This is a genomic window from Chitinophagales bacterium (assembly GCA_013816805.1).
GTDB lineage: Bacteria > Bacteroidota > Bacteroidia > Chitinophagales > UBA10324 > MGR-bin340.
Genome location: JACDDS010000010.1, coordinates 28,134 through 47,780, shown reverse-complemented (window position 1 = coordinate 47,780; position 19,647 = coordinate 28,134). Strand labels below are relative to the sequence as shown.

Annotated in this window: 18 protein-coding genes and 1 tRNA gene; 10 read left to right on the top strand and 9 right to left on the bottom strand. The window is 38.6% G+C overall.

What is annotated here, in order from left to right:
• Positions 1–14: 14 nt before the first annotated feature.
• Positions 15–2,471 carry a TonB-dependent receptor gene (locus H0W62_09770; GenBank protein MBA3648818.1) on the top strand — a complete coding sequence of 819 codons (2,457 nt, stop codon included), beginning with the start codon at positions 15–17 and terminating at the stop codon, positions 2,469–2,471.
• Between the two features lie 101 nt (positions 2,472–2,572).
• A complete protein-coding gene (locus tag H0W62_09765) occupies positions 2,573–2,833 on the top strand; it encodes a hypothetical protein (GenBank protein ID MBA3648817.1) in 261 nt (86 codons plus the stop codon).
• 489 nt (positions 2,834–3,322) lie between these two features.
• Here the strand turns inward: H0W62_09765 and H0W62_09760 are convergent, their stop codons facing one another.
• Together H0W62_09760 and H0W62_09755 are read right to left on the bottom strand one after the other, a co-directional pair.
• Positions 3,323–3,952 carry a hypothetical protein gene (locus tag H0W62_09760; protein ID MBA3648816.1) on the bottom strand — a complete coding sequence of 210 codons (630 nt, stop codon included), beginning with the start codon at positions 3,950–3,952 and terminating at the stop codon, positions 3,323–3,325.
• Positions 3,953–4,040: 88 nt separating this feature from the next.
• Positions 4,041–4,916 carry a nucleoside phosphorylase gene (locus tag H0W62_09755; protein MBA3648815.1) on the bottom strand — a complete coding sequence of 292 codons (876 nt, stop codon included), beginning with the start codon at positions 4,914–4,916 and terminating at the stop codon, positions 4,041–4,043.
• Between the two features lie 48 nt (positions 4,917–4,964).
• On the opposite strand from H0W62_09755, the gene H0W62_09750 reads away from it, so the two are divergent.
• The 4 genes from H0W62_09750 to H0W62_09735 all read left to right on the top strand — a co-directional run bounded on the left by H0W62_09750 (position 4,965) and on the right by H0W62_09735 (position 8,295).
• Positions 4,965–5,858, top strand: a complete 894-nt coding sequence (locus H0W62_09750; protein ID MBA3648814.1) for a universal stress protein — start codon at positions 4,965–4,967, stop codon at positions 5,856–5,858.
• Between the two features lie 84 nt (positions 5,859–5,942).
• Positions 5,943–6,302: a hypothetical protein gene (locus H0W62_09745; GenBank protein ID MBA3648813.1), complete on the top strand. Its 360-nt coding sequence runs from the start codon at positions 5,943–5,945 to the stop codon at positions 6,300–6,302.
• Positions 6,303–6,371: 69 nt separating this feature from the next.
• On the top strand, positions 6,372–7,136 hold the full coding sequence (locus tag H0W62_09740) for an ABC transporter ATP-binding protein (GenBank protein ID MBA3648812.1): 765 nt from the start codon (positions 6,372–6,374) through the stop codon (positions 7,134–7,136).
• A gap of 55 nt (positions 7,137–7,191) precedes the next feature.
• Complete coding sequence (locus H0W62_09735) at positions 7,192–8,295, top strand: ABC transporter permease (GenBank protein ID MBA3648811.1); 1,104 nt, start codon at positions 7,192–7,194, stop codon at positions 8,293–8,295.
• Between the two features lie 15 nt (positions 8,296–8,310).
• On the opposite strand, the gene H0W62_09730 is transcribed toward H0W62_09735, so the two are convergent.
• From H0W62_09730 to bamD, 4 genes are all read right to left on the bottom strand, one after another.
• Positions 8,311–9,210, bottom strand: a complete 900-nt coding sequence (locus H0W62_09730) for a DUF4835 family protein (GenBank protein ID MBA3648810.1) — start codon at positions 9,208–9,210, stop codon at positions 8,311–8,313.
• Between the two features lie 38 nt (positions 9,211–9,248).
• Complete coding sequence (gene coaBC / locus H0W62_09725; GenBank protein ID MBA3648809.1) at positions 9,249–10,469, bottom strand: bifunctional phosphopantothenoylcysteine decarboxylase/phosphopantothenate--cysteine ligase CoaBC; 1,221 nt, start codon at positions 10,467–10,469, stop codon at positions 9,249–9,251.
• A gap of 112 nt (positions 10,470–10,581) precedes the next feature.
• Positions 10,582–10,932, bottom strand: coding sequence for a DNA-directed RNA polymerase subunit omega (locus tag H0W62_09720; GenBank protein MBA3648808.1), 351 nt, complete (start codon positions 10,930–10,932; stop codon positions 10,582–10,584).
• A complete protein-coding gene (gene bamD, locus H0W62_09715) occupies positions 10,904–11,740 on the bottom strand; it encodes an outer membrane protein assembly factor BamD (GenBank protein MBA3648807.1) in 837 nt (278 codons plus the stop codon). The genes H0W62_09720 and bamD overlap by 29 nt, the downstream gene beginning before the upstream one ends.
• A 256-nt stretch (positions 11,741–11,996) precedes the next feature.
• On the opposite strand from bamD, the gene H0W62_09710 reads away from it, so the two are divergent.
• Entirely contained in the window at positions 11,997–13,238 is a 1,242-nt protein-coding gene (locus H0W62_09710) for an aminotransferase class I/II-fold pyridoxal phosphate-dependent enzyme (GenBank protein MBA3648806.1), read from the top strand.
• Positions 13,239–13,303: 65 nt separating this feature from the next.
• Positions 13,304–13,795: a DinB family protein gene (locus H0W62_09705; GenBank protein ID MBA3648805.1), complete on the top strand. Its 492-nt coding sequence runs from the start codon at positions 13,304–13,306 to the stop codon at positions 13,793–13,795.
• Between the two features lie 44 nt (positions 13,796–13,839).
• Here H0W62_09705 and H0W62_09700 read toward each other — a convergent pair whose 3' ends face one another.
• On the bottom strand, positions 13,840–14,724 hold the full coding sequence (locus tag H0W62_09700; protein ID MBA3648804.1) for an EamA family transporter: 885 nt from the start codon (positions 14,722–14,724) through the stop codon (positions 13,840–13,842).
• A complete protein-coding gene (gene ribD, locus H0W62_09695; protein ID MBA3648803.1) occupies positions 14,721–15,758 on the bottom strand; it encodes a bifunctional diaminohydroxyphosphoribosylaminopyrimidine deaminase/5-amino-6-(5-phosphoribosylamino)uracil reductase RibD in 1,038 nt (345 codons plus the stop codon). Before ribD ends, H0W62_09700 begins: the two co-directional genes overlap by 4 nt.
• Positions 15,759–15,803: 45 nt before the next feature.
• On the opposite strand from ribD, the gene prmC reads away from it, so the two are divergent.
• Positions 15,804–16,676, top strand: a complete 873-nt coding sequence (gene prmC / locus H0W62_09690; GenBank protein MBA3648802.1) for a peptide chain release factor N(5)-glutamine methyltransferase — start codon at positions 15,804–15,806, stop codon at positions 16,674–16,676.
• Positions 16,677–16,844: 168 nt separating this feature from the next.
• Positions 16,845–19,172: a sodium-translocating pyrophosphatase gene (locus H0W62_09685; protein MBA3648801.1), complete on the top strand. Its 2,328-nt coding sequence runs from the start codon at positions 16,845–16,847 to the stop codon at positions 19,170–19,172.
• 323 nt (positions 19,173–19,495) lie between these two features.
• On the opposite strand, the gene H0W62_09680 is transcribed toward H0W62_09685, so the two are convergent.
• Positions 19,496–19,569 (bottom strand) — tRNA-Pro (locus H0W62_09680).
• Positions 19,570–19,647 lie beyond the last annotated feature (78 nt).

Genomic DNA, 19,647 nt, shown 5'->3' with positions numbered 1-19,647 from the left:
TATTTTTTTTTATAATGATAAGTATACCTCTGTGCACCTATTGCCAGATTGCTACCCTTTATGGAAATATACGGGATGAAGTAAATATGCCCCTTAAGTCCGTGTCTATAAAGCTTTCCTCTACGGGGAATATTTTTTTATCGAATGAAACAGGGGATTATGAAATAGAAATTCCTTCCGATAAAAATGTTACGGTCACTTTTTCTTTTGTCGGTTTTGAAAACTATGAAAAGTTAGTCCATTTAAATCCCGGTCAGCGTTACCCGCTTTATGTAATAATGGTTTCGAAGCCAATCATAATCAATGACGTTACCGTTCAGAATCAGGAAATACGTGATCAGGCGGGTATGGTAAAAATTGATCCAAAAAACTTTGCAGCGCTTCCTTCGGCTTCAGGAGGTGTCGAAGCAATTCTAAAAGTTCTTGGTGCGCAATCTAATAATGAGCTCTCTTCCCAATATTCAGTAAGGGGAGGAAATTTTGATGAAAATTTAGTGTACGTCAATGACTTTGAAATTTACCGTCCATATCTTACCCGCTCCGGGCAACAGGAAGGTTTGAGTTTTATTAATCCGGATCTGGTAAGCTCGCTGCAATTTTCTGCCGGTGGGTTTCAATCCAAATACGGAGATAAGATGTCCAGTGTGCTGGATGTAGACTATAAAAAACCAGTGCGGTTTGGAGGATCTGCATCTATAAGTTTATTGGGTGGAAGTTTAACTTTGGAGGAAGCTTCAAAAGATCAACGCTTCACGCTGCTTATAGGTGCACGGTATAAATCCAATCAGTATCTGTTAAACTCATTACCTACAAAAGGAGATTACCACCCCTCATTTTCTGATTTTCAAACTTATCTAACGTATGATATTTCAGATAAGATTTCACTGGAGGGAATTGCAAATTATTCAGGCAATACATATCAATTCGTTCCGGATAGCCAGGTCACTACTTTTGGAACCATAAAAACCACGTTACGGCTCCGGGTCTTTTTTGATGGACAGGAAATAGATCGATATACAAATGCAATGGGTGGTATCGCCCTCAATTATAAACCGGTAAAAAATCTACATCTTAAATTTCTTGCTTCTGCTTATAAGGACAGAGAAGATGAAACCTATGATATTCTCGGTGAATATTTTTTAGGATTGGTTAATAATAGTTTTGGCAGCAGTGGATTCGGAAATGTGTTGTTTAGCCTCGGCGTAGGTGGAGACCAGGAATGGGGCAGGGATTTTTTAGATGCTTCCGTTGTAAAGCTGGAGCATAAAGGCTTTTATACCAGCGCAAATCACTATGTTCAATGGGGATTGGGAATAAACCGAGAAGAGAACAGCTATAACCTGAGTGAATGGTCTCATATTGATTCAGCAGGCTATTCACTTCCCTACTCTACTTCAAGTGTGTTTCTTCAAAATGTGATTCGAAATACCTTTAACATTACCAGCTTTCGATATAGCGGCTATTTGCAGGATGCATGGACTTTAAATGCAGAGAAAGATTTTATTCTGAATGCAGGAGCCAGGTTCACCTATTGGGATTTTAACCGGCAATTTCTAATAAGCCCCCGTGCACAAGTGTCGTACCAGCCCCGGTGGAAACATGATCTGGTATTTCGTGCTTCAGTAGGAGTTTATGATCAGCCGCCATTTCTAAGGGAACTGGTAGATCTGTACGGAAATATTCATCCTGGCGTGCTTGCCCAGCGATCTGTTCAGTTTGTGGTAGGAACAGACTATAATTTCAAAATATGGGACCGCCCTTTTAAGTTTGTTTCAGAAATTTATTTTAAGAAGCTCACTGATTTAAATCCATATGAGCTGGATAACGTTCGTATTCGCTATTATGGATTGAATGATGCAACGGGATTTGCTGAAGGCATTGACCTGCGGTTGAATGGTGATTTTGTAAAGGATGCCGAATCGTGGATCTCGATTTCATGGTTAAAGACAAAAGAAAATCTAATAGATGATTTCGATTACAGTTTTACATTCGACACTACGTTTAATGAAAATAATTCTGTCCACGATATTACTACTGATACCACAATTGTACACCCGGGCTACATTCCAAGACCCAGTGATCAGCGGATTAATTTCGGAATGTTCTTCCAGGATTATATTCCAGGAAATGAAAATTTTAAAGTGCATTTAAGTGTGCTTTTTGGTACTGGCTTGCCAACTGGTCCCCCCGACCATTTTCGGGACAGAGATACATTACGGTTATCACCTTACCGTAGGGTAGATATTGGATTTTCCTATTTATTGCTGGATGGCAAGAAGGAAAAAAATCTACAAAGTAAATTATGGCACAATTTCAAATCTTCCTGGATAGATTTGGAAGTGTTTAATTTGTTCGGTGTCTCAAATGAAATTTCTTATTCATGGGTTAAAACCACTGACAATGCTGTGTTTGCTGTTCCTAACTATCTTACTTCCCGAAGAATAAATTTACGGCTCGTTGTAAATTTTTAAGCCCCATCTTCAATCTGAATCCCCCAAAAGGGTAATTGCATCCGCCTGGTGCTGCCTGTATATTTGCGCTTATAATTTATTCAAAAAAATATTTATCTATTATGAAAACAAGTATTAAACAGATAGCTGTAGCTATCATTATTTCCTGTACTATGGCAGGACTTACTTCATGTCAAAAGGCCGATGACGCAATCCTAAATGCGGAACCCACCTCTAAACCATTTACATCTCCTCGTCCATCGCATCTGTATCAAGGTGTGCAACCTATTCCTGTGAAGCAAAAATCAGGAGAATCAGGTTTGTATCACAGTACCAATAAGGTTGCTGAAGATCAGGTTCGCAACTTTGAGGGAAAATTATGAGCTGATTGCAAAATTCATTCAGCCAGGATTATTAGTATTAGTAGTGGCATTTAGTGAAAAGGGCAGGAGATCATGGCTTCTGCCTTTTTTTTGGAAATCTGTCATAAAACAGCCACAAATGTTTTTAATTCTGAAAACAATTAAACCACAAAGTGGTGAGAATGTCTTGATGACGGTTTTCTTTTAAGGGTAGAATACCAATGCCGGAAATTATTTGTTGAGGATATCCGGTCTGGTCAATCGGACAATTGACCTTAGCTCCACTGTCTATACGCAGTGGAGTTTTTTTATATGGTTCAAATATGTTTTATTTTATTAAGTGACGGAAGACAAATATTGCCACCATGCCCTGGAATTGAATAAATTAATTAACAGATGAAGACATGAAAGCATTGTACGCTTATTTAAAATCATTACCTGCCGTCGATAATGCAGTTCCTGCACCGTTTTATCTAAAGGAAATACAAAAAGGAAAAATTTGAGATCGTTCTATTGCTTTTTTAAAGAACCACTCTTCAGCATATTAAAAAACTGAAGCCATGCAAGTGGTGACAGAATAGGCTGTGGACGTACCTGACCCTGATAATAATAGGTATAAGAATTATCAGATAATACTTTACCTGCATTGATATTCGGATCTCTGAGATTGGCTGCCAATTCCCCTAATCGGTTTGGATCAAGATTTTTTCGGGCCCGCTCAAGATCATCATCCGGTATATTCATGTGAACGAATGCATCGCGGAATTGATCCTTTGAAAACCAGGGGTATACACTAGTTTCGGGAAGAGTTTGCACCTCCTTTTTAAGAAAAATAAGAGCGGTGAAACTTTGGTTATTTGGAATTTCAGGCACTATCACTATTCCTTTCCTGTAGCCAACAGAACTTATTTCAATGGTATCTCCTATATGAGCCGCAAAAGAAAAGAAACCTTCATAATTTGCAATAGTACCTATGTTGATGCTCCGGTTATAGACGCTGGCAAACGATACGGGAATATGGTTGGTATCTATTGACATAACAATACCGCTATATTGAATAAGCGGACGCTCCTGAGCATACATTTGTGTCAGATGCAACAGGGAAAAAATTGCTATAAGCAGTGGAAGTTGTAATCGCATTGCAATTCAAAAATAAAACATCTTACCGTGAGTCGCATAAAGGAAGAGGTTCTGATAAATTGCAAACGTTCGTTCAGTACAATTTATGCTAATCACTGGTTATTTTTTCCAATGCTACGCGGATCAATTTATCAATGGTGCCTTCCGCATTGTTGCTAAACTGTTTTTCTATACGGTTAGCAACTATAGCGCTTAATGAAAGCGCTTCATGCCCAAGAAGCCTTGCCAATCCATATAAACCTGAAGTTTCCATTTCAAAATTAGTAATGGGCCATCCTGAAAAAGAGAATACGGAGAGCGTGCTGAGTAAATCATTAAAAATCAGAGAACCCCTTAACATCCTGCCTTGTGGGCCGTAAAAACCGGGACAGGTAACAGTAATTCCTTGTTTAAATTCCGTTTCAAATTTGGAAATTAAGAAAGGAGAACAACCTGTTACATAGGGAGTAAAAGCGATGTGCTTTTCCTGCACATGGTTATGAAAAGCAATCAGCATCTCTTTTTCATAAACATTATTAGAAAATTCATAAAAATTCATAAGGTTATCCATGCCTATTGCATACCGGGAAGCTACAAACGAGTCAACGGGTAAATCGTGTTGCAACGAACCCGAGGTGCCAATACGGATAAATTTGAGTGATTTTGTTTTACTTTTTACAATGCGATTGCTTAAATCGATATTAACCAGAGCATCAAGTTCATTCACCACAATATCAATATTATCGGTGCCTATACCTGTTGATATTACTGTCAATTGTTTTTCACCCACGTAGCCGGTATGGGTAACAAATTCACGATTCTGCTGCCTGAAATCAATGCGATCAAAATATTTTGACACTTTCGCTACCCTTGCCGGATCCCCAACAGTGATAATAGTATCTGCTATCTCTTCCGGAAGTAAATCTAAATGATAGACAGACCCACGTGGATTAAGAATAAGTTCCGAAGCACCAATAACCGTCATTAGATAGCAGTTGTTACCTTTGCAAACTTAAATCTAAAATCCATTCTCATGAATAATCAAAGCATATCTCAGATTTCGGTTAATAAAATATTAGTGCCTATAGATTTTTCTGAAATCTCGATTAAAGCCCTGGAATATGCTGCAGTTATTGCACGCCAGGCGAATGCGGAAATATTGCTGCTTCACGTATATGAATCCTATTCACAAAATACAAATCTGGATATGGTGGTCGATTTTCCTGAGATAATTGAAAAAGGTATTCAGAATAAAATGTCGGAAATCAAGGAAAAGAATCAATATCTAAAGGATATTACCATTAATTCAAAAGTGGCAGTCGGGAAGATTCATGCTCAGATCGAATGCATGGCTCGTAATGAGAATGTAAAACTGATTGTGATGGCAACCCATGGTGTTTCAGGGATCACCAATATTGACAAGTATATCATTGGTTCAAATGCATACCGAACTATTCAGAGCGCCCCAAGCCCGATTATTACTATGAGGGAAGAACCATGGAAGAAAAGTTTTAAGGATATATTACTACCCCTGGACAGCACGGATGAATCTACTGAGAAACTGGATATAGCTATTGGATGGGCAAAATTTTTTGGTTCTACCATTCACTTGCTTGCTATTACCGCATTTTTTGAAGATATGCTTGGGTCGGCGAAAGATGTTGAATTAAAAGTGCTTGAGGTTGAAATAAAATTAAATCAAAATAATATTCCGCACACTTCTCATATTGTAAGGAATCATGCGGCATCCCAATCAGTAATCGATCATGCGGCGAAAGTAAATGCTGATTTAATTATTATCGTAACCGGGCAGGAATCAAAGTGGAATGAAATGCTGTTTGGTTCTTCTGCAAGAAATCTGATAAGCGAATCAACTATTCCTGTTTTAAGTGTGAATACCAAAATGAGAGAATCTTTTAGTATGTAACCTCAGTTACAAAGTTTTGAAAGAATAATAATAAAACCATCTATGAAAACACAATTTACAAATCTCCTGTATGCTGGATTAGCTATTATAATTGTTCTTTCTGCAGTAAGTTTTAGAGGAAGCGCACCCGATGCAGTGAAATACCAGTACCGGCAATTCACTTCCATTGAATCTATTATTCCCGGTGGTGCAGGTCGCTCACGTATAATTGAATCTACAACAGATGGACAAGATATCAGTAAGGACCTTATCAATATATATAGCCTCGGAGGAATTAATTTCAAAAATATCGCCTCTAACGATGCCCTGGTGGTGAGTACTTTAAATCAATATTCTTCCGATGGCTGGGAGTTATACAGTGTCTCCACAGGAGTGCAAAGCCCTAATAGTAACAATAGCCAGGGAATATATATGAGTCGTTATCTCTTCAGAAAACCTGTATAATCATTAAGAATCGTGCAATAGAATTCTGGCATCAGTATTAATTACTTTTTTTGCAAATCACCGGATATTATGGAAAAAAATATAATTATTTCGGTAGATGATCTTAAAAAGAAGTATGGTGATTTCGAAGCAGTTAAAGGAATAACCTTTCAGGTTTATGAAGGGGAAATTTTCGGATTATTAGGTCCAAACGGTGCCGGAAAAACTACCACTCTCGAAATTATCGAAACACTTCGATCCAAATCTTCCGGTACGGTACTGGTCAATGGCTTGTCTATCGATAACGATCAAAATGAAATAAAAAAAATTATAGGTGTTCAGCTGCAGGCTGCAGGATATTATCCGAGTTTAAATTTACTGGAACTGCTCGAATTATTTTCCGGTTTATATAATGTGAAGGTTGACCGGTACGAAATTCTATCGATGGTAGGGTTAGCAGATAAATCAAAAAATAAATACAAAGAATTAAGCGGTGGCCAGAAACAAAGATTCAGCATTTCGACAACGCTGATTAATCATCCAAAGATTATTTTCCTCGATGAGCCTACCACGGGCCTTGATCCCCAGGCCAGGAGGAACTTATGGGACCTGATCCGACGGATTCGTGAAAAAGGAACCACAGTTGTAATTACTACGCATTACATGGATGAAGCGGAGGAGCTGTGTGAACGCGTTGCAGTAATGGATAGCGGGAAAATAATTGCCCTTAACAGTCCCGATTTCCTTATCGACGAGTTGGTATCTACAGGTTTTGAAAGAAAAAAAGAAGTTAAAAAAGCAAATCTTGAAGACGTTTTTTTACGCCTTACCGGTAAAGAATGGAGAAATGAATAGTTTTTTTTCTCTGATTTGGAAGCTAACGATCTCATTAATTATCCCTGTTTAATTTATGGCAGAGCAAAAAAAGTATAATCAAATCAGGGCAATGCTTGCAATATTTAAAGCGAGCTTAAGGAGTATTTTTAGAAGCCCTTCAGCAGTGGTTTTTTCTTTTGCTTTTCCTCTCATATTCATTATTGTTTTTGGTTTTGTTGGGAATAAGGGGTTCTCACTGGAAGTAGGCATTGCAAGCAGCAGCGACACTTCCAATTTGTTATTTCATAATTTAAATAACATGTCAGCCATTAGGTTGATCCGTAAAGAAACAGCTCAGGAATTAATAAGCGATTTAAAAAAGGGAAGAATTGACGGAATAGTAACTATAAACCGAAATGCAAACAATAATGAAAGTCCCTTAATTGTGAATGTCAGGACTTCGCAATCTTCGCGCAATGCACAATTATTATTAAATACACTTCAGTCTTTAATTGATAAAGCAACTTTACAGGCAACCCCGGATAAGCATACTGTGGCTGAAATAAAGGAAGAGAAATTGCCTGGAAGGGAATACCGGTCTATTGATTTCATTTTACCGGGAATGCTGGGATTTTCACTGCTGAGCACTGGTGTCTTCGGAACTGCATTTGTTTTTTTAAATCTGCGGCAAAGCCTGGTAATTAAAAGATTTTTTGCTACCCCTATTGAGCGGCCTTACATTGTACTTGGTGAAGCATTAAGCAGAATTTTATTCGCTTTAATTACTTCAAGCGTTATATTGATATTAGGGCACTTCGCATTCGGCTTTACGCTCATCTACGGCTGGATAACTTTTATTGACATGTTATTGCTGTCATTTATTGGCTTATTTGTATTCATGGGATTTGGATTTGTAGTATCGGGACTTGCAAAAAATGAAGCAGCCGTTCCGCCCATCGCAAACATTATTACCATGCCTCAATTTTTACTTGCGGGCACCTTTTTTTCTACAGATAATTTTCCGGCATGGTTGCAGCCGGTAACCAGGATTCTTCCCCTGACTTATTTAAATGATGCGATGCGAAAGGTTGCATTTGAAGGAGCGAGCATTGCGCAGATTGGAAGTGACTTGCTGGTGCTCAGCATCTGGGGAATAGTCATTTATTTTGTAGCAATAAAAGTTTTTAGGTGGGAATAATTATTAGCAGAATACCTAATTTGAACGCAGGATTTGTGCATATTTGGCTGCATTGGATGCATCTATACGGCTAAGTGTTTGTACAATTCCTGACTTTTCGTTAGGATTCGCCTTTGAATAGATATTCACCAGCTCGTCTGACTTGGCTGCAAGAAATACCTGAAGTATCATAATACTGGGAGTTTCTTCATAAATACCGTTTAATAAATTGACGCAATCAGTAATTGACTTTCTTGCCACATCTGGATCGTCATACATTTTATCAAGTCCCTGCCTGTGATATTTATATAATGCCGTTCTTAAATTAGCCATTTTACTGTCAAGTAAATTATTAACCATCCAGTACCTGTTACGTGTGCTTTGAAAAGCTTTCCATCCGGGCTCCTGAGCACTCTGAGCCTGGTTCACTACATTCTGAGCTTTTAAAAAATAAGGATTGCCTCCATTCTGAGTAAAACTGTCGTAATCGAGGCCAATTACGAGGTATGCGTAATACGCCAGCAGAGATGAGAGATTGGACTGAAAGGAATTATCATTGAATTCTAGTGTTTGATATTCTGTATAATCAAATTGAAAGTCTTTATCAACCCAATTCAACAATGTAGTATTATAGCTGGCATTAAAGATAGGCCTGCTGCTCTGGATGGTTAATTGAGCCGTATATTTTCCCGAGCTTATTTCATCACTGATATTTATAAGCATGCTGCAATCAATGCGTTCCTGTTGAGCGTAATTATCATTCGTCCATTTGCGATTATTGAGAAAATCATAAATGGATTTTTGAAGGGTTTGCATGAATTGGGGATTATTGATAGTTCCCTTCGCATTTATTACCTGCACCTTGCAATTTAATTCCTGTCCTGAAACAGGAATTGACAGGTATATGGAAAAAAATATCAGAAGCAGTTTTTGCATAGTTTTATTTTTTGAGATGATCATTACCCCATCTCTGTCTATATTATTAATTTCTGAACGATAAAATCAACAATATCTTTTGCCACTTCAGATTTAGGTTTCACCTCAAAAGTATATTGCTTTTCATCCCGGTCGATAATCATAATTTTATTGGTGTCCAGCTCAAAACCGGCACCATAATCATTTAAAGAGTTGAGAACAATAAAATCCAGATTCTTATTTTTTAGTTTTTCTGTAGCATTTGTAATCTCGTTATTAGATTCCAGAGCAAAACCTACAAGCAATTGATCAGGTCTTTTGCGTTTCCCTAACGCATTTATAATGTCAGTGGTTTCAACCAAGGGAAGATTAAAAGAAGTACCGTTTTGCTTTTTTATCTTTTTAACGGAAGGGTACTCCGGAGTAAAATCTGCAACTGCTGCAGCCATGATAGTAATATCCGCATTTTCAAAAGCCCTGATAACAGCATCGTGCATTTCTGCTGTTGATGTTATACGGGTTGTTTGGATATTATATTTAGAAGTTGAAAGAGCTGTTGGGCCGGTTATTAATTCCACTTCAGCTCCTTCCTTTGCTAACGCTTCAGCAATAGCGATTCCCATTTTACCTGAGGAACGGTTTCCGATAAATCTTACAGGATCTATTGCTTCATAAGTTGGGCCTGCAGTAACAAGCGCCTTTTTACCGCTTAACTTTTTTTTTGTTTTTAAATATATGGGCTCTAAATAATCACTGAGGAAATTTATTATTTGCTGCGGTTCTGCCATTCTTCCTTCTCCGGTTAATCCGCTTGCCAACTCTCCGGTTCCCACAGGAATAATTTGATTTCCATAACTTTTCAATTGAGCCAGGTTCTTTTGAGTTGATGCATGTTTCCACATGTCCTCATCCATCGCAGGGACAATTATTACGGGGCATCTGGCTGATAAATAAACAGTGGTTAATAAATTATCGCAAAGGCCATTTGCAAATTTCGCAATGGTATTGGCTGAAGCAGGTGCTATAATCAATACATCAGCCCATAATCCCAGTTCAACATGGTTATTCCAAGAGGTACCTGCGTTATCCGTTAGTTCCGACAGTACCTTATTCTTTGACAGTGTAGCAAGTGTGAGCGGGGAAATAAAAGAGTTCGCATCCCTGGTCATCAGCACTTTAACAACCGCTTCTTCCTGAATTAAAAGCCTGATAAGGAAAGCACTTTTATAAGCAGCAATGCTGCCAGTAATGCCCAACAGAATTTTTTTCCCGAATAATATACCCATCAGAGTAGGTTCAGTAGTTCGTTGATACGAAAAGCTAAGTATTACAGGTCTGCTATAGAACTAACACAAAGCATAGAACAACTTATTGCTAAGCAGTTCCGGGCCGCTATTCTTCCAAAGAACTATTCTCGCGCGTTGGATTGCGGAAATATACTTTATCCTCTAAAAATTCATTAGTTGCCACAAGAGTTGCATCAGGCATGCGCTCGTAATACTTTGATATTTCTATTTGCTCTCTGTTTTCATGTATTTCTTCCAGGTTATCAGTAGTAGTGGCAAATTCTTCCAGCTTACTATGCAATTCTTCTTTTAGTTGAGATGATATTTGGTTTGCCCGTTTTGCTACTATTGCTATTGATTCATACACGTTACCTGATTTTTTTTGTAAGTCCTCGAGATTCCTGGTTTCTACTACCGGAGAAATATCCTTAGTTCCGTTGCGCTTGTTCTTGGTCATTATTTTTCGTTTTATTTAAAAATTTTTGGGATAAATCATACAAATCCTGGGCATCCTTCAAATGTGCTCCTTCATTATATTGTGAAATATAAAATTGGTAACTCTTGATTGTGTTCTCAAACCGGTTATGCTGTTTTGATGGAATACTATTTACTGCATAGAGATAATTTGATTTTACAATCAGAAAAGACGCAGATTCAGCATCTGGGGTTTCCGGATAGTCCTTTAATAAATTTTCCAATGCAAGAATGGCTCCTTCATACTTCCCCATGTTATAATATAACTCAGCACTATGGAATGCCTTTATCTCCAGTTTTCTCCGCATATCATCAATGTTCTGATTAGCTTCGGAAACCAGCTTGCTGGATGGATACGCATTAACAAACAGCTGGAAATCATCAATTGCTTTTTCTGTATAAGATTGCTCCAATTCATAACCTGGTGAAAGCCTGTAGTAACACTTTGCGCTCATGAACAGGCACTCTTCAGCGCGGGGATCATCAGAATAGGTATTGGCATAGGTTTTAAAATGGTAAGATGCAAGAAGATATTCACCAAGCCCGTAATAGGTATATGCATAATAATAATAAACATCGGCCATAACCTTTGTTCCCTTGTAATAATTTACAAGATCATCAAAAAGAGGCTGAGCTCTGTAATATTCACCCTTTTCGTAAAATTCTTTGGCTTTTTGCAATTTCAAAGTATAATCGTCACTCTTCAGAAGATCCTGATACTGGCTGCAGGAAATAAGTGCGATTTGAATTGCAAAAATTAAGAAGAAAAGGAGTTTCCCCCTGAATTTCATAAGCTGCAAAGATAATTGAAAAATGCGAAACGTAAAGGCAAGGGATTTAGTGCTTACTAAACGCGATGGACTTCTGGCAGCAGCTATAAAACCTGTGGATAATTATATTTATTTAAATATTTAATTTATACTAATTGCGTTTTGATAACTTATAACTTTCATTTTTTCATTCTTTGTGTTTCTTTATTTTTGCCTGCTTTCTTTAAAATCAAATTTAAGTTTTCAGTTTTTTACTTCATCTTTAATACTGTACGATATGGATTTATTCGAAAAAATAGCTCAAAATCGCGGTCCCATCGGTCAACATTCGAAAATTGCTCACGGTTATTTTGCGTTCCCAAAGCTGGAAGGTGAAATCGGAAACCGTATGATTTTCCGGGGAAAAGAAAAGATAGTGTGGAGTTTAAATAATTATCTCGGTTTAGCTAATCATCCTGAAGTGCGTGAGGCAGATGCAGCGGCTGCTTCGAAATATGGTCTTGCAATGCCTATGGGTGCAAGAATGATGTCTGGCAATTCAGACTTACATGAACAGCTGGAAAGTGAACTTGCAAAATTTGTAGATAAGGAAGAGGCCATACTGCTTAATTACGGTTACCAGGGAATAATGTCTGCAATAGATTGCCTTGTAGACCGGCGTGATGTGATTGTTTATGATGCAGAATCCCATGCTTGTATTATTGATGGATTGAGGATGCACATGGGAAAGCGTTTTGTTTTCACCCATAATGATATTGAAAGTTGTGAAAAGCAATTACAGCGAGCCACGGAGCTCGTGAAAGAAACTGGCGGAGCAATCATGGTTATTACAGAAGGTGTTTTTGGTATGGCTGGAGACCAGGGAAGGCTTAAAGAAATTGCAGCCTTAAAAGAAAGATATCAATTCCGGTTAATGGTTGACGATGCGCATGGCTTTGGGACTTTAGGCATAACCGGCGCAGGTGCAGGGGAGGAACAGGGTGTTCAAAATGAGATAGATCTTTACTTCTCTACATTTGCCAAATCTATGGCAAGCATTGGTGCTTTTATGGCCGCAGATGAGCAGGTAATTGAATATTTAAGATACAACTCACGTTCACAGATCTTTGCCAAAGCGCTTCCGATGCCTATAGTTGCAGGCAATCTTAAGCGATTAGAACTTCTTCGTACCAAACCTGAATTAAAGGACAAGCTTTGGGAAAATGTGCGCATGCTTCAAAACGGACTAAGGGATAGTGGCTTTAATCTTGGAAAAACTAATACATGTGTAACTCCTGTTTATCTGAATGGCTCTACAGCAGAAGCCACCAATATGATTATGGACATCCGTGAAAATTATAATATATTCATCTCAATAGTGGTTTACCCTGTTGTTCCGAAAGGTGTAATGATGCTCAGGTTAATTCCAACAGCTGCTCATACAGAAGAAGATATCCGCCTCACGCTTAATTGTTTTAGCGAAGTTTCTGAAAAGTTAAAAGAAGGCAGTTACCAATCGCAGAAACTCGTTGGAGTTTAATAGCGCTGTAATTAATTGATATGGGAATGATATAACCTCAAAGGAATTCCAGGCAAATACTTTATATGTATAACACCATTGAAGATTTTTTTGTTGACTGGAGGCATGAAACTGCTAATACGGAAAAACTTTTCGAATATTTAAGTGATGAAGGTTTGCAGCAACAGGTATATTCAGAAGGAAGAACACTTGCCAGATTGGCCTTTCACTTGTCTCTTACCACGGCTGAAATGTTAAAAAAAATGGGATGTCAAGTACAGGATTATAGTGAGGAACTGCCTGATACTGCAAAAGAATTACAGAATATATTGAATCAGGTAAATGCTGCCTCTATAACCGAATTAAGTAAACAGGATAATGATTGGCTGGAAGAGAAGGTCCCGATGTATCGTGAACCATGGCAAAGAAAATTTGGACTTTCCGTTTTGATTCGCCATCATATTCATCACAGGGGCCAGATGACGGTTTTAATGCGCCAGGCCAGGTTGAAAGTTCCAGGCTTATATGGTCCGGCTAAGGAGGAATGGGAAGTTTTCGGCAGCCCGGCAATGGAGTAACATAACGAATTCATAAAAGTAGCATTGCATTAATAAATCGGGCTTTATTGATCAGCAGGGTAAATCATTAAGCCGATTGCAAATAAGGCAATGATGATGCCTGCCAGATTTTTTTTTGACAATTTTTCACGGAATAGAATCCAGGCAAGCCCGGCTGAAAGGATTACAATTCCCATATTATTAAGTGGAAAGATTCTGGAGCTTTCCCATCCGGGGATTGCAAGGGCCAGCAAAAGAAAAAGCAATGAGAGGTAATTTGGAATACCCAACACAACTCCTCCAATTATCGACCTTACGGCAATCGGTTCATTGAAAAAAATACTTCTTAGCACTAGCGTTAAAAGTCCGGATAAGGAGGCAAAGGAAAATATGCTAATGTTAAAGGAATCGAATTCGTCAGGTTTTAAAAATTTAGCAAAAGAGTAGTTAACTATGGAATCGTTAATTCCACTGCCGGTAAAAATTATCAGAGGAAGTAAAAATCCCTTGAGCGGATTTTTATTTTCATGAAAGTCATCTTTTCTGTAAGAAGTCAGACAGACGGAGATAATTGCTAACAACAAAGCCAATATTTTTATAACATTAAATTTTTGATTGTATAGTATCACTGCTGCTATTACAGGAACTACCATGGAGAGCTTGCTGGCAACAGAAGTAACGGTAATTCCCATGTGCCTGGTTACATAAGCCATAAGATTGAAAATGAAGAAATAAGAACAGCCCAGAAAGGCGGCGGATAAAAACCAGGGCTGGTGCATCCACTCTGCATATGCCGGAAACTGTTTAGAAATAATGCAGCCGGTAATAACACAGGTGAGGTAATTAAAAACGATGGCTTGCAAATGGTGAATTCCAAAACGATCAAAATATTTAAAGCATATCACTAAAAACGTAGAACAGGCAATGCTAAGAAGCAGCGAGATCATCATCCGTTATATAGTATTAGTAAACGGTCATCTCCAATAGATTCCTCACCATAAAAAGCTGGTTTCAATTTAGGTGCTGATAATCCTGTTCCCATAAATTCAGAAGCAATAAAAATTCTGCCTTCATCCCATAAATTATTATCAATAAAAGTTTTGAACAAAGCCGTACCACCTTCTACAATTAAAGAGGTTATTTGTCTATTGTATAACCATTCCAGTATTTGCTGAAGTAAGTTTTTTCCAAAATCAAAATCTATGAAGCTTAAATTATGTTCGTCTGGTTTTTGTATTCCTGTAAATACAAATGTTGGAATGGAATGGTCAAAAAGGTGCAGGGAGGAGGGCAGCCGCAGGGTTCGGTCAATTACCAGGCGAATTGGATTCCTATTATTCCACAGCCGGGCATTAAGCATCGGATCATCCTGAAGTGCAGTACCCGTACCTACCATGATAGCTGCTTCTTCACTTCGCCATTTATGGGTTAATATTCTTGAAAACGGGTTGCTGATATTTATTCGCTGCCTATTTTCAGGCGCAATAAATCCATCAGAAGATTGCGCCCACTTCAATATTATATAAGGGCGTTTCTTTTCAAAAAAAGTAAAAAATATTCTGTTTACCATTCTGCTTTCTTCATGTAGAACGCCGGTCTGCACGTCACAACCGTTATTCTTAAGTTTCCCGATACCCCGGCCGGCCACTAAAGGATTTGGATCTGAACAGCCGATTACAATTCGCGGGATTTTTGTTTCAATAATAAGGTCTGCGCAGGGAGGTGTTTTGCCATGGTGAGAGCAGGGTTCCAGGTTTACATATAATACAGATTCCGGCAAATATTTTTGATCTTCTTCTTTTACAGAATTGATTGCATTTACTTCAGCATGATATTCACCAAATTGTTTATGAAAGCCTTCGCCAATAATCCGGTTTTCATGTACAATTACGCAACCAACCATAGGATTTGGTGCCACATTTCCCGCGCCTTGAATGGCAAGATCGAGACATCGTTGCAAATAAATTTCTTCAACTGCGGGCATAAACAAATGTAAACGAATTAGAAAATGGTTGGTTACATTCACTTAATGACTGTGAAAAATGCTTTCGATTTTTATGTAAAATCCCTTTCTTCAATATATGAAACCAGAGAGGCGGAGAATATTTCCTATTGGGTATTTGAAGATAAAATAAAGATGAATCGTACCGCTTTTCCAATTCATGGAAACGATGATATCCCGGAATTAAAAGCCAATCAGCTTGCATATTCTTTGCTTCGTTTAATGCAAGGGGAGCCTGTACAATATGTATTGGGCTATTCCTATTTCTTTGGATTGAAACTGAAAGTAAGTAAATCAGTTCTTATTCCAAGGCCGGAAACGGAAGAATTGGTAGAATGGATTTTAAAAGATAGCAGTTTAGAGAATGATAAGAAAGGGCTGAGAATATTAGACATTGCAACTGGGAGTGGATGTATTGCCATTGCCTTAAAACTAGCTGATCCTTCTTTTCAGGTTGTGGCAACAGATTTAAGTGAAAAAGCCTTAAGAATAGCTAAAGAGAATGCTGAAGAATGTGGAGCGCAAATTAATTTTATACAGCACGATATCTTAAGTGAAGAATGGAATTTCCCTTTCTCTGATTTTGATGTTATAGTTAGTAACCCACCCTATGTAACTGATTCGGAGAAGAATGCAATGCATAAAAATATATTGAATTTTGAGCCCCCTGAAGCATTGTTTGTTCCGGATCACGATCCTCTTATTTTCTATAAATCTATTCTCCGGTTTGTCAGAACTCATCTTACTCCAAAAGGGAAAATATTTCTCGAAATAAATGAAAAGTTTGCTGAGGAAATTAAAAAATTATTAATAAAAGAAAATTTTCAATCAATAGTAAAGAAAGACATGGATGATAAATACAGAATGATTTGTGCCACACACGTTATTTTTGAAGACTAATTAAAAGCGGTAATTCGCACATTGTTGTGCAATCTGATATTAACCGTTGAAATAATCCTTATCCTTGGATTTCTTACTGCTGTTTATTTCGATTCTCAAGAAATACTCGTAAAAATTTCCTTATTCATTATTAGGCGCCTATTTTTGCGGACTTAAAAATTTGACCTTATGAGCAATTGGTTTTACCTGATTCCCTGTTTTGGCATTGTGGCGCTGATCTTTACTGCAATAAAATCAGCATGGGTAGTGAAGCAGGATGCAGGTAACGACAGAATGAAAGAAATTTCCAGGTACATTGCTGAAGGTGCAATGGCTTTTTTAAAGTCGGAATGGAAAATACTCGGATACTTTGTAGCAATTGCAGCAGTATTGTTAATTGTGCTGGGGTACAGCGATGAAAATTCAAGCCCTATGATTGCTCTGGCTTTCATCTGCGGTGCTTTGTTTTCTGCAACAGCGGGGTATATAGGAATGCGGATTGCTACAAAAGCAAATGTCAGGACTACGCAGGCAGCTCAAACCAGTTTATCAAAAGCTTTAGCTGTTTCATTTAGCGGTGGATCCGTTATGGGCCTTGGTGTTACCGGCCTTGCAGTATTAGGATTAGGTTCCTTATTTATTCTTTTTTATAACCTGTTCGTTCACGACAGCACCGATCCCAATCAGCTTAGAACTGCATTGGAGGTGCTCACCGGTTTTTCCCTTGGGGCAGAAAGCATTGCTCTTTTCGCGCGTGTTGGGGGAGGAATATATACGAAGGCAGCTGACGTTGGTGCAGATTTGGTAGGGAAGGTAGAAGCAGGAATTCCCGAGGATGATCCTCGTAATCCTGCTACCATTGCTGATAATGTGGGTGATAATGTAGGTGATGTGGCAGGCATGGGTGCCGATCTTTTTGGCTCCTTTGTAGCTACTATTTTAGGTACCATGGTGCTTGGAAGAGAAGTACGCTCCAATGATAACTTCTCCGGGCTTGGTCCTATACTTTTACCTATGATGACTGCAGGTATAGGAATTATTTTTTCGATTGTAGGAACCTACTTTGTGAGGATAAGCGAAACAGCTCCTGCTGTAGCCCGTTCCGTTCAGCGGGCACTCAATATGGGCAACTGGAGTGCAATTATTTTTACCGCTATTGCTTCTTACTTTATTGTGGATTATTTATTAGCTGATCAGCTAACCTTGCGTGGTCATGATTTTACTAAAATGGGAGTTTATGGAGCAATTATTTTAGGATTGGTGGTTGGAACGCTGATGAGCCTGATAACAGAATACTATACATCAATAGGCAAGCGTCCTGTTACTTCTATTGTTCAGAAATCACTTACAGGCCATGCAACAAACATTATTGGTGGATTAGCCATAGGGATGGAATCGACTGTTTTTCCTATTCTTGTTCTGGCAGGCGGCATTTATGGCTCCTATCAGCTTGCTGGATTATACGGGGTTGCCATTGCTGCGGCAGGTATGATGGCAACTACTGCAATGCAATTGGCTATTGATGCATTCGGACCTATTGCAGATAATGCCGGAGGTATTGCAGAAATGAGTGAATTGCCAAAGGAAGTCCGTGAAAAAACAGACATCCTTGATACGGTGGGAAATACCACTGCTGCTACTGGAAAGGGTTTCGCAATTGCTTCAGCAGCTTTGACCTCGCTTGCATTGTTTGCAGCCTTTGTGGGCATTGCAGGCATATCACATATTGATATTTATAAAGCGGATGTTCTGGCAGGCTTATTTATTGGAGGAATGATTCCTTTTATTTTTTCTTCCCTTGCTATTTCCGCTGTAGGCGAAGCGGCAATGAGCATGGTTCATGAAGTGCGCCGGCAGTTCCGGGAGATTCCTGGAATTATGGAAGGGACTGCCAAACCTGAATATGATAAATGTGTCGCTATTTCTACACAGGCTTCTATACGGAAGATGATGGCTCCGGGTGCCATAGCATTGGTAACTCCCGTGGTGATTGGCTTTGCGTTTGGTCCTGAAGTGTTGGGTGGAATGCTTGCCGGTGCTACAGTTTCAGGTGTGCTTATGGGAATCTTTCAATCCAATGCAGGTGGTGCCTGGGACAATGCAAAGAAATCATTTGAAAAAGGTGTGGAAATACAGGGGCAGATGTATTATAAAAAGTCTGATCCGCATAAAGCTTCGGTTACGGGCGATACTGTTGGAGATCCCTTTAAAGATACCAGCGGGCCTTCCATGAACATCTTAATTAAACTAATGAGTATTGTGAGTTTGGTAATAGCCCCTGCTATAGCGGTGCATCCTGGTACTGATAATCCAAATGGTTCTTTTCCTTCTTCACAAATGATCGTGCCTTCTTCTATTAACGAGTCACATGAGTGCTGTTCTGATCCGAGTCGAACAGAAACCATTCTTAAAATTTCCAGTCAGGGTCAAAAACAATTATTGATTCAGGGGGATGTAGCAGTAAACCTTCCTGAAGACAATAACAGTATTGATTCTGTCAATTATAAGATTCGATAGTCGCTTAAAGCCAAAAGGTTTTAGGACTAATCTTTAACATATTGAAATATATCCCGGGCTCCAGTCGGTTATACTATTAATTTTGACGTGCTGAAGTTGCAAGATTAACGGATTAAGAATCACCACCTTTATAGTTTGCTTTTTTCTTTTCTGGCCCGGCATTCGGTCAGCACATTCTTCAAAATATAAACGATCAAATGAAAACGGTGCTTCCTTGACCGTTGTTATCCGGCATTATAAAAAGCAAGTCTTTTACGCAGGTCTGTAGTAGAACCAATATAAAATCCTTCCGGCTTTTCAAAATGGAAACGAAGAAAATCAAGTCGGGGTGAGTGGACTCGAACCACCGGCCCCCAGCACCCCATGCTGGTACGCTAGCCAACTGCGCCACACCCCGAATTGAAAAAATGAACTAAGCTGCAAATGTAAATGGAAAAAATAAAAAATTATCCTCTGCTATCATTGTTGAATTGCG

What these genes read in the sequence shown, in the direction of transcription:
- H0W62_09710 (MBA3648806.1), top strand. Translation starts at nt 11,997, where the DNA reads ATGGATTTATTCGAAAAAATAGCTCAAAATCGCGGTCCCATCGGTCAA.
- H0W62_09760 (MBA3648816.1), bottom strand. Translation starts at nt 3,952, where the DNA reads ATGCGATTACAACTTCCACTGCTTATAGCAATTTTTTCCCTGTTGCAT.
- H0W62_09685 (MBA3648801.1), top strand. Translation starts at nt 16,845, where the DNA reads ATGAGCAATTGGTTTTACCTGATTCCCTGTTTTGGCATTGTGGCGCTG.
- H0W62_09735 (MBA3648811.1), top strand. Translation starts at nt 7,192, where the DNA reads ATGGCAGAGCAAAAAAAGTATAATCAAATCAGGGCAATGCTTGCAATA.
- H0W62_09770 (MBA3648818.1), top strand. Translation starts at nt 15, where the DNA reads ATGATAAGTATACCTCTGTGCACCTATTGCCAGATTGCTACCCTTTAT.
- H0W62_09740 (MBA3648812.1), top strand. Translation starts at nt 6,372, where the DNA reads ATGGAAAAAAATATAATTATTTCGGTAGATGATCTTAAAAAGAAGTAT.
- prmC (MBA3648802.1), top strand. Translation starts at nt 15,804, where the DNA reads ATGACTGTGAAAAATGCTTTCGATTTTTATGTAAAATCCCTTTCTTCA.
- H0W62_09750 (MBA3648814.1), top strand. Translation starts at nt 4,965, where the DNA reads ATGAATAATCAAAGCATATCTCAGATTTCGGTTAATAAAATATTAGTG.
- H0W62_09705 (MBA3648805.1), top strand. Translation starts at nt 13,304, where the DNA reads ATGTATAACACCATTGAAGATTTTTTTGTTGACTGGAGGCATGAAACT.
- H0W62_09755 (MBA3648815.1), bottom strand. Translation starts at nt 4,916, where the DNA reads ATGACGGTTATTGGTGCTTCGGAACTTATTCTTAATCCACGTGGGTCT.
- ribD (MBA3648803.1), bottom strand. Translation starts at nt 15,758, where the DNA reads ATGCCCGCAGTTGAAGAAATTTATTTGCAACGATGTCTCGATCTTGCC.
- H0W62_09730 (MBA3648810.1), bottom strand. Translation starts at nt 9,210, where the DNA reads ATGCAAAAACTGCTTCTGATATTTTTTTCCATATACCTGTCAATTCCT.
- H0W62_09700 (MBA3648804.1), bottom strand. Translation starts at nt 14,724, where the DNA reads ATGATGATCTCGCTGCTTCTTAGCATTGCCTGTTCTACGTTTTTAGTG.
- H0W62_09765 (MBA3648817.1), top strand. Translation starts at nt 2,573, where the DNA reads ATGAAAACAAGTATTAAACAGATAGCTGTAGCTATCATTATTTCCTGT.
- bamD (MBA3648807.1), bottom strand. Translation starts at nt 11,740, where the DNA reads ATGAAATTCAGGGGGAAACTCCTTTTCTTCTTAATTTTTGCAATTCAA.
- H0W62_09720 (MBA3648808.1), bottom strand. Translation starts at nt 10,932, where the DNA reads ATGACCAAGAACAAGCGCAACGGAACTAAGGATATTTCTCCGGTAGTA.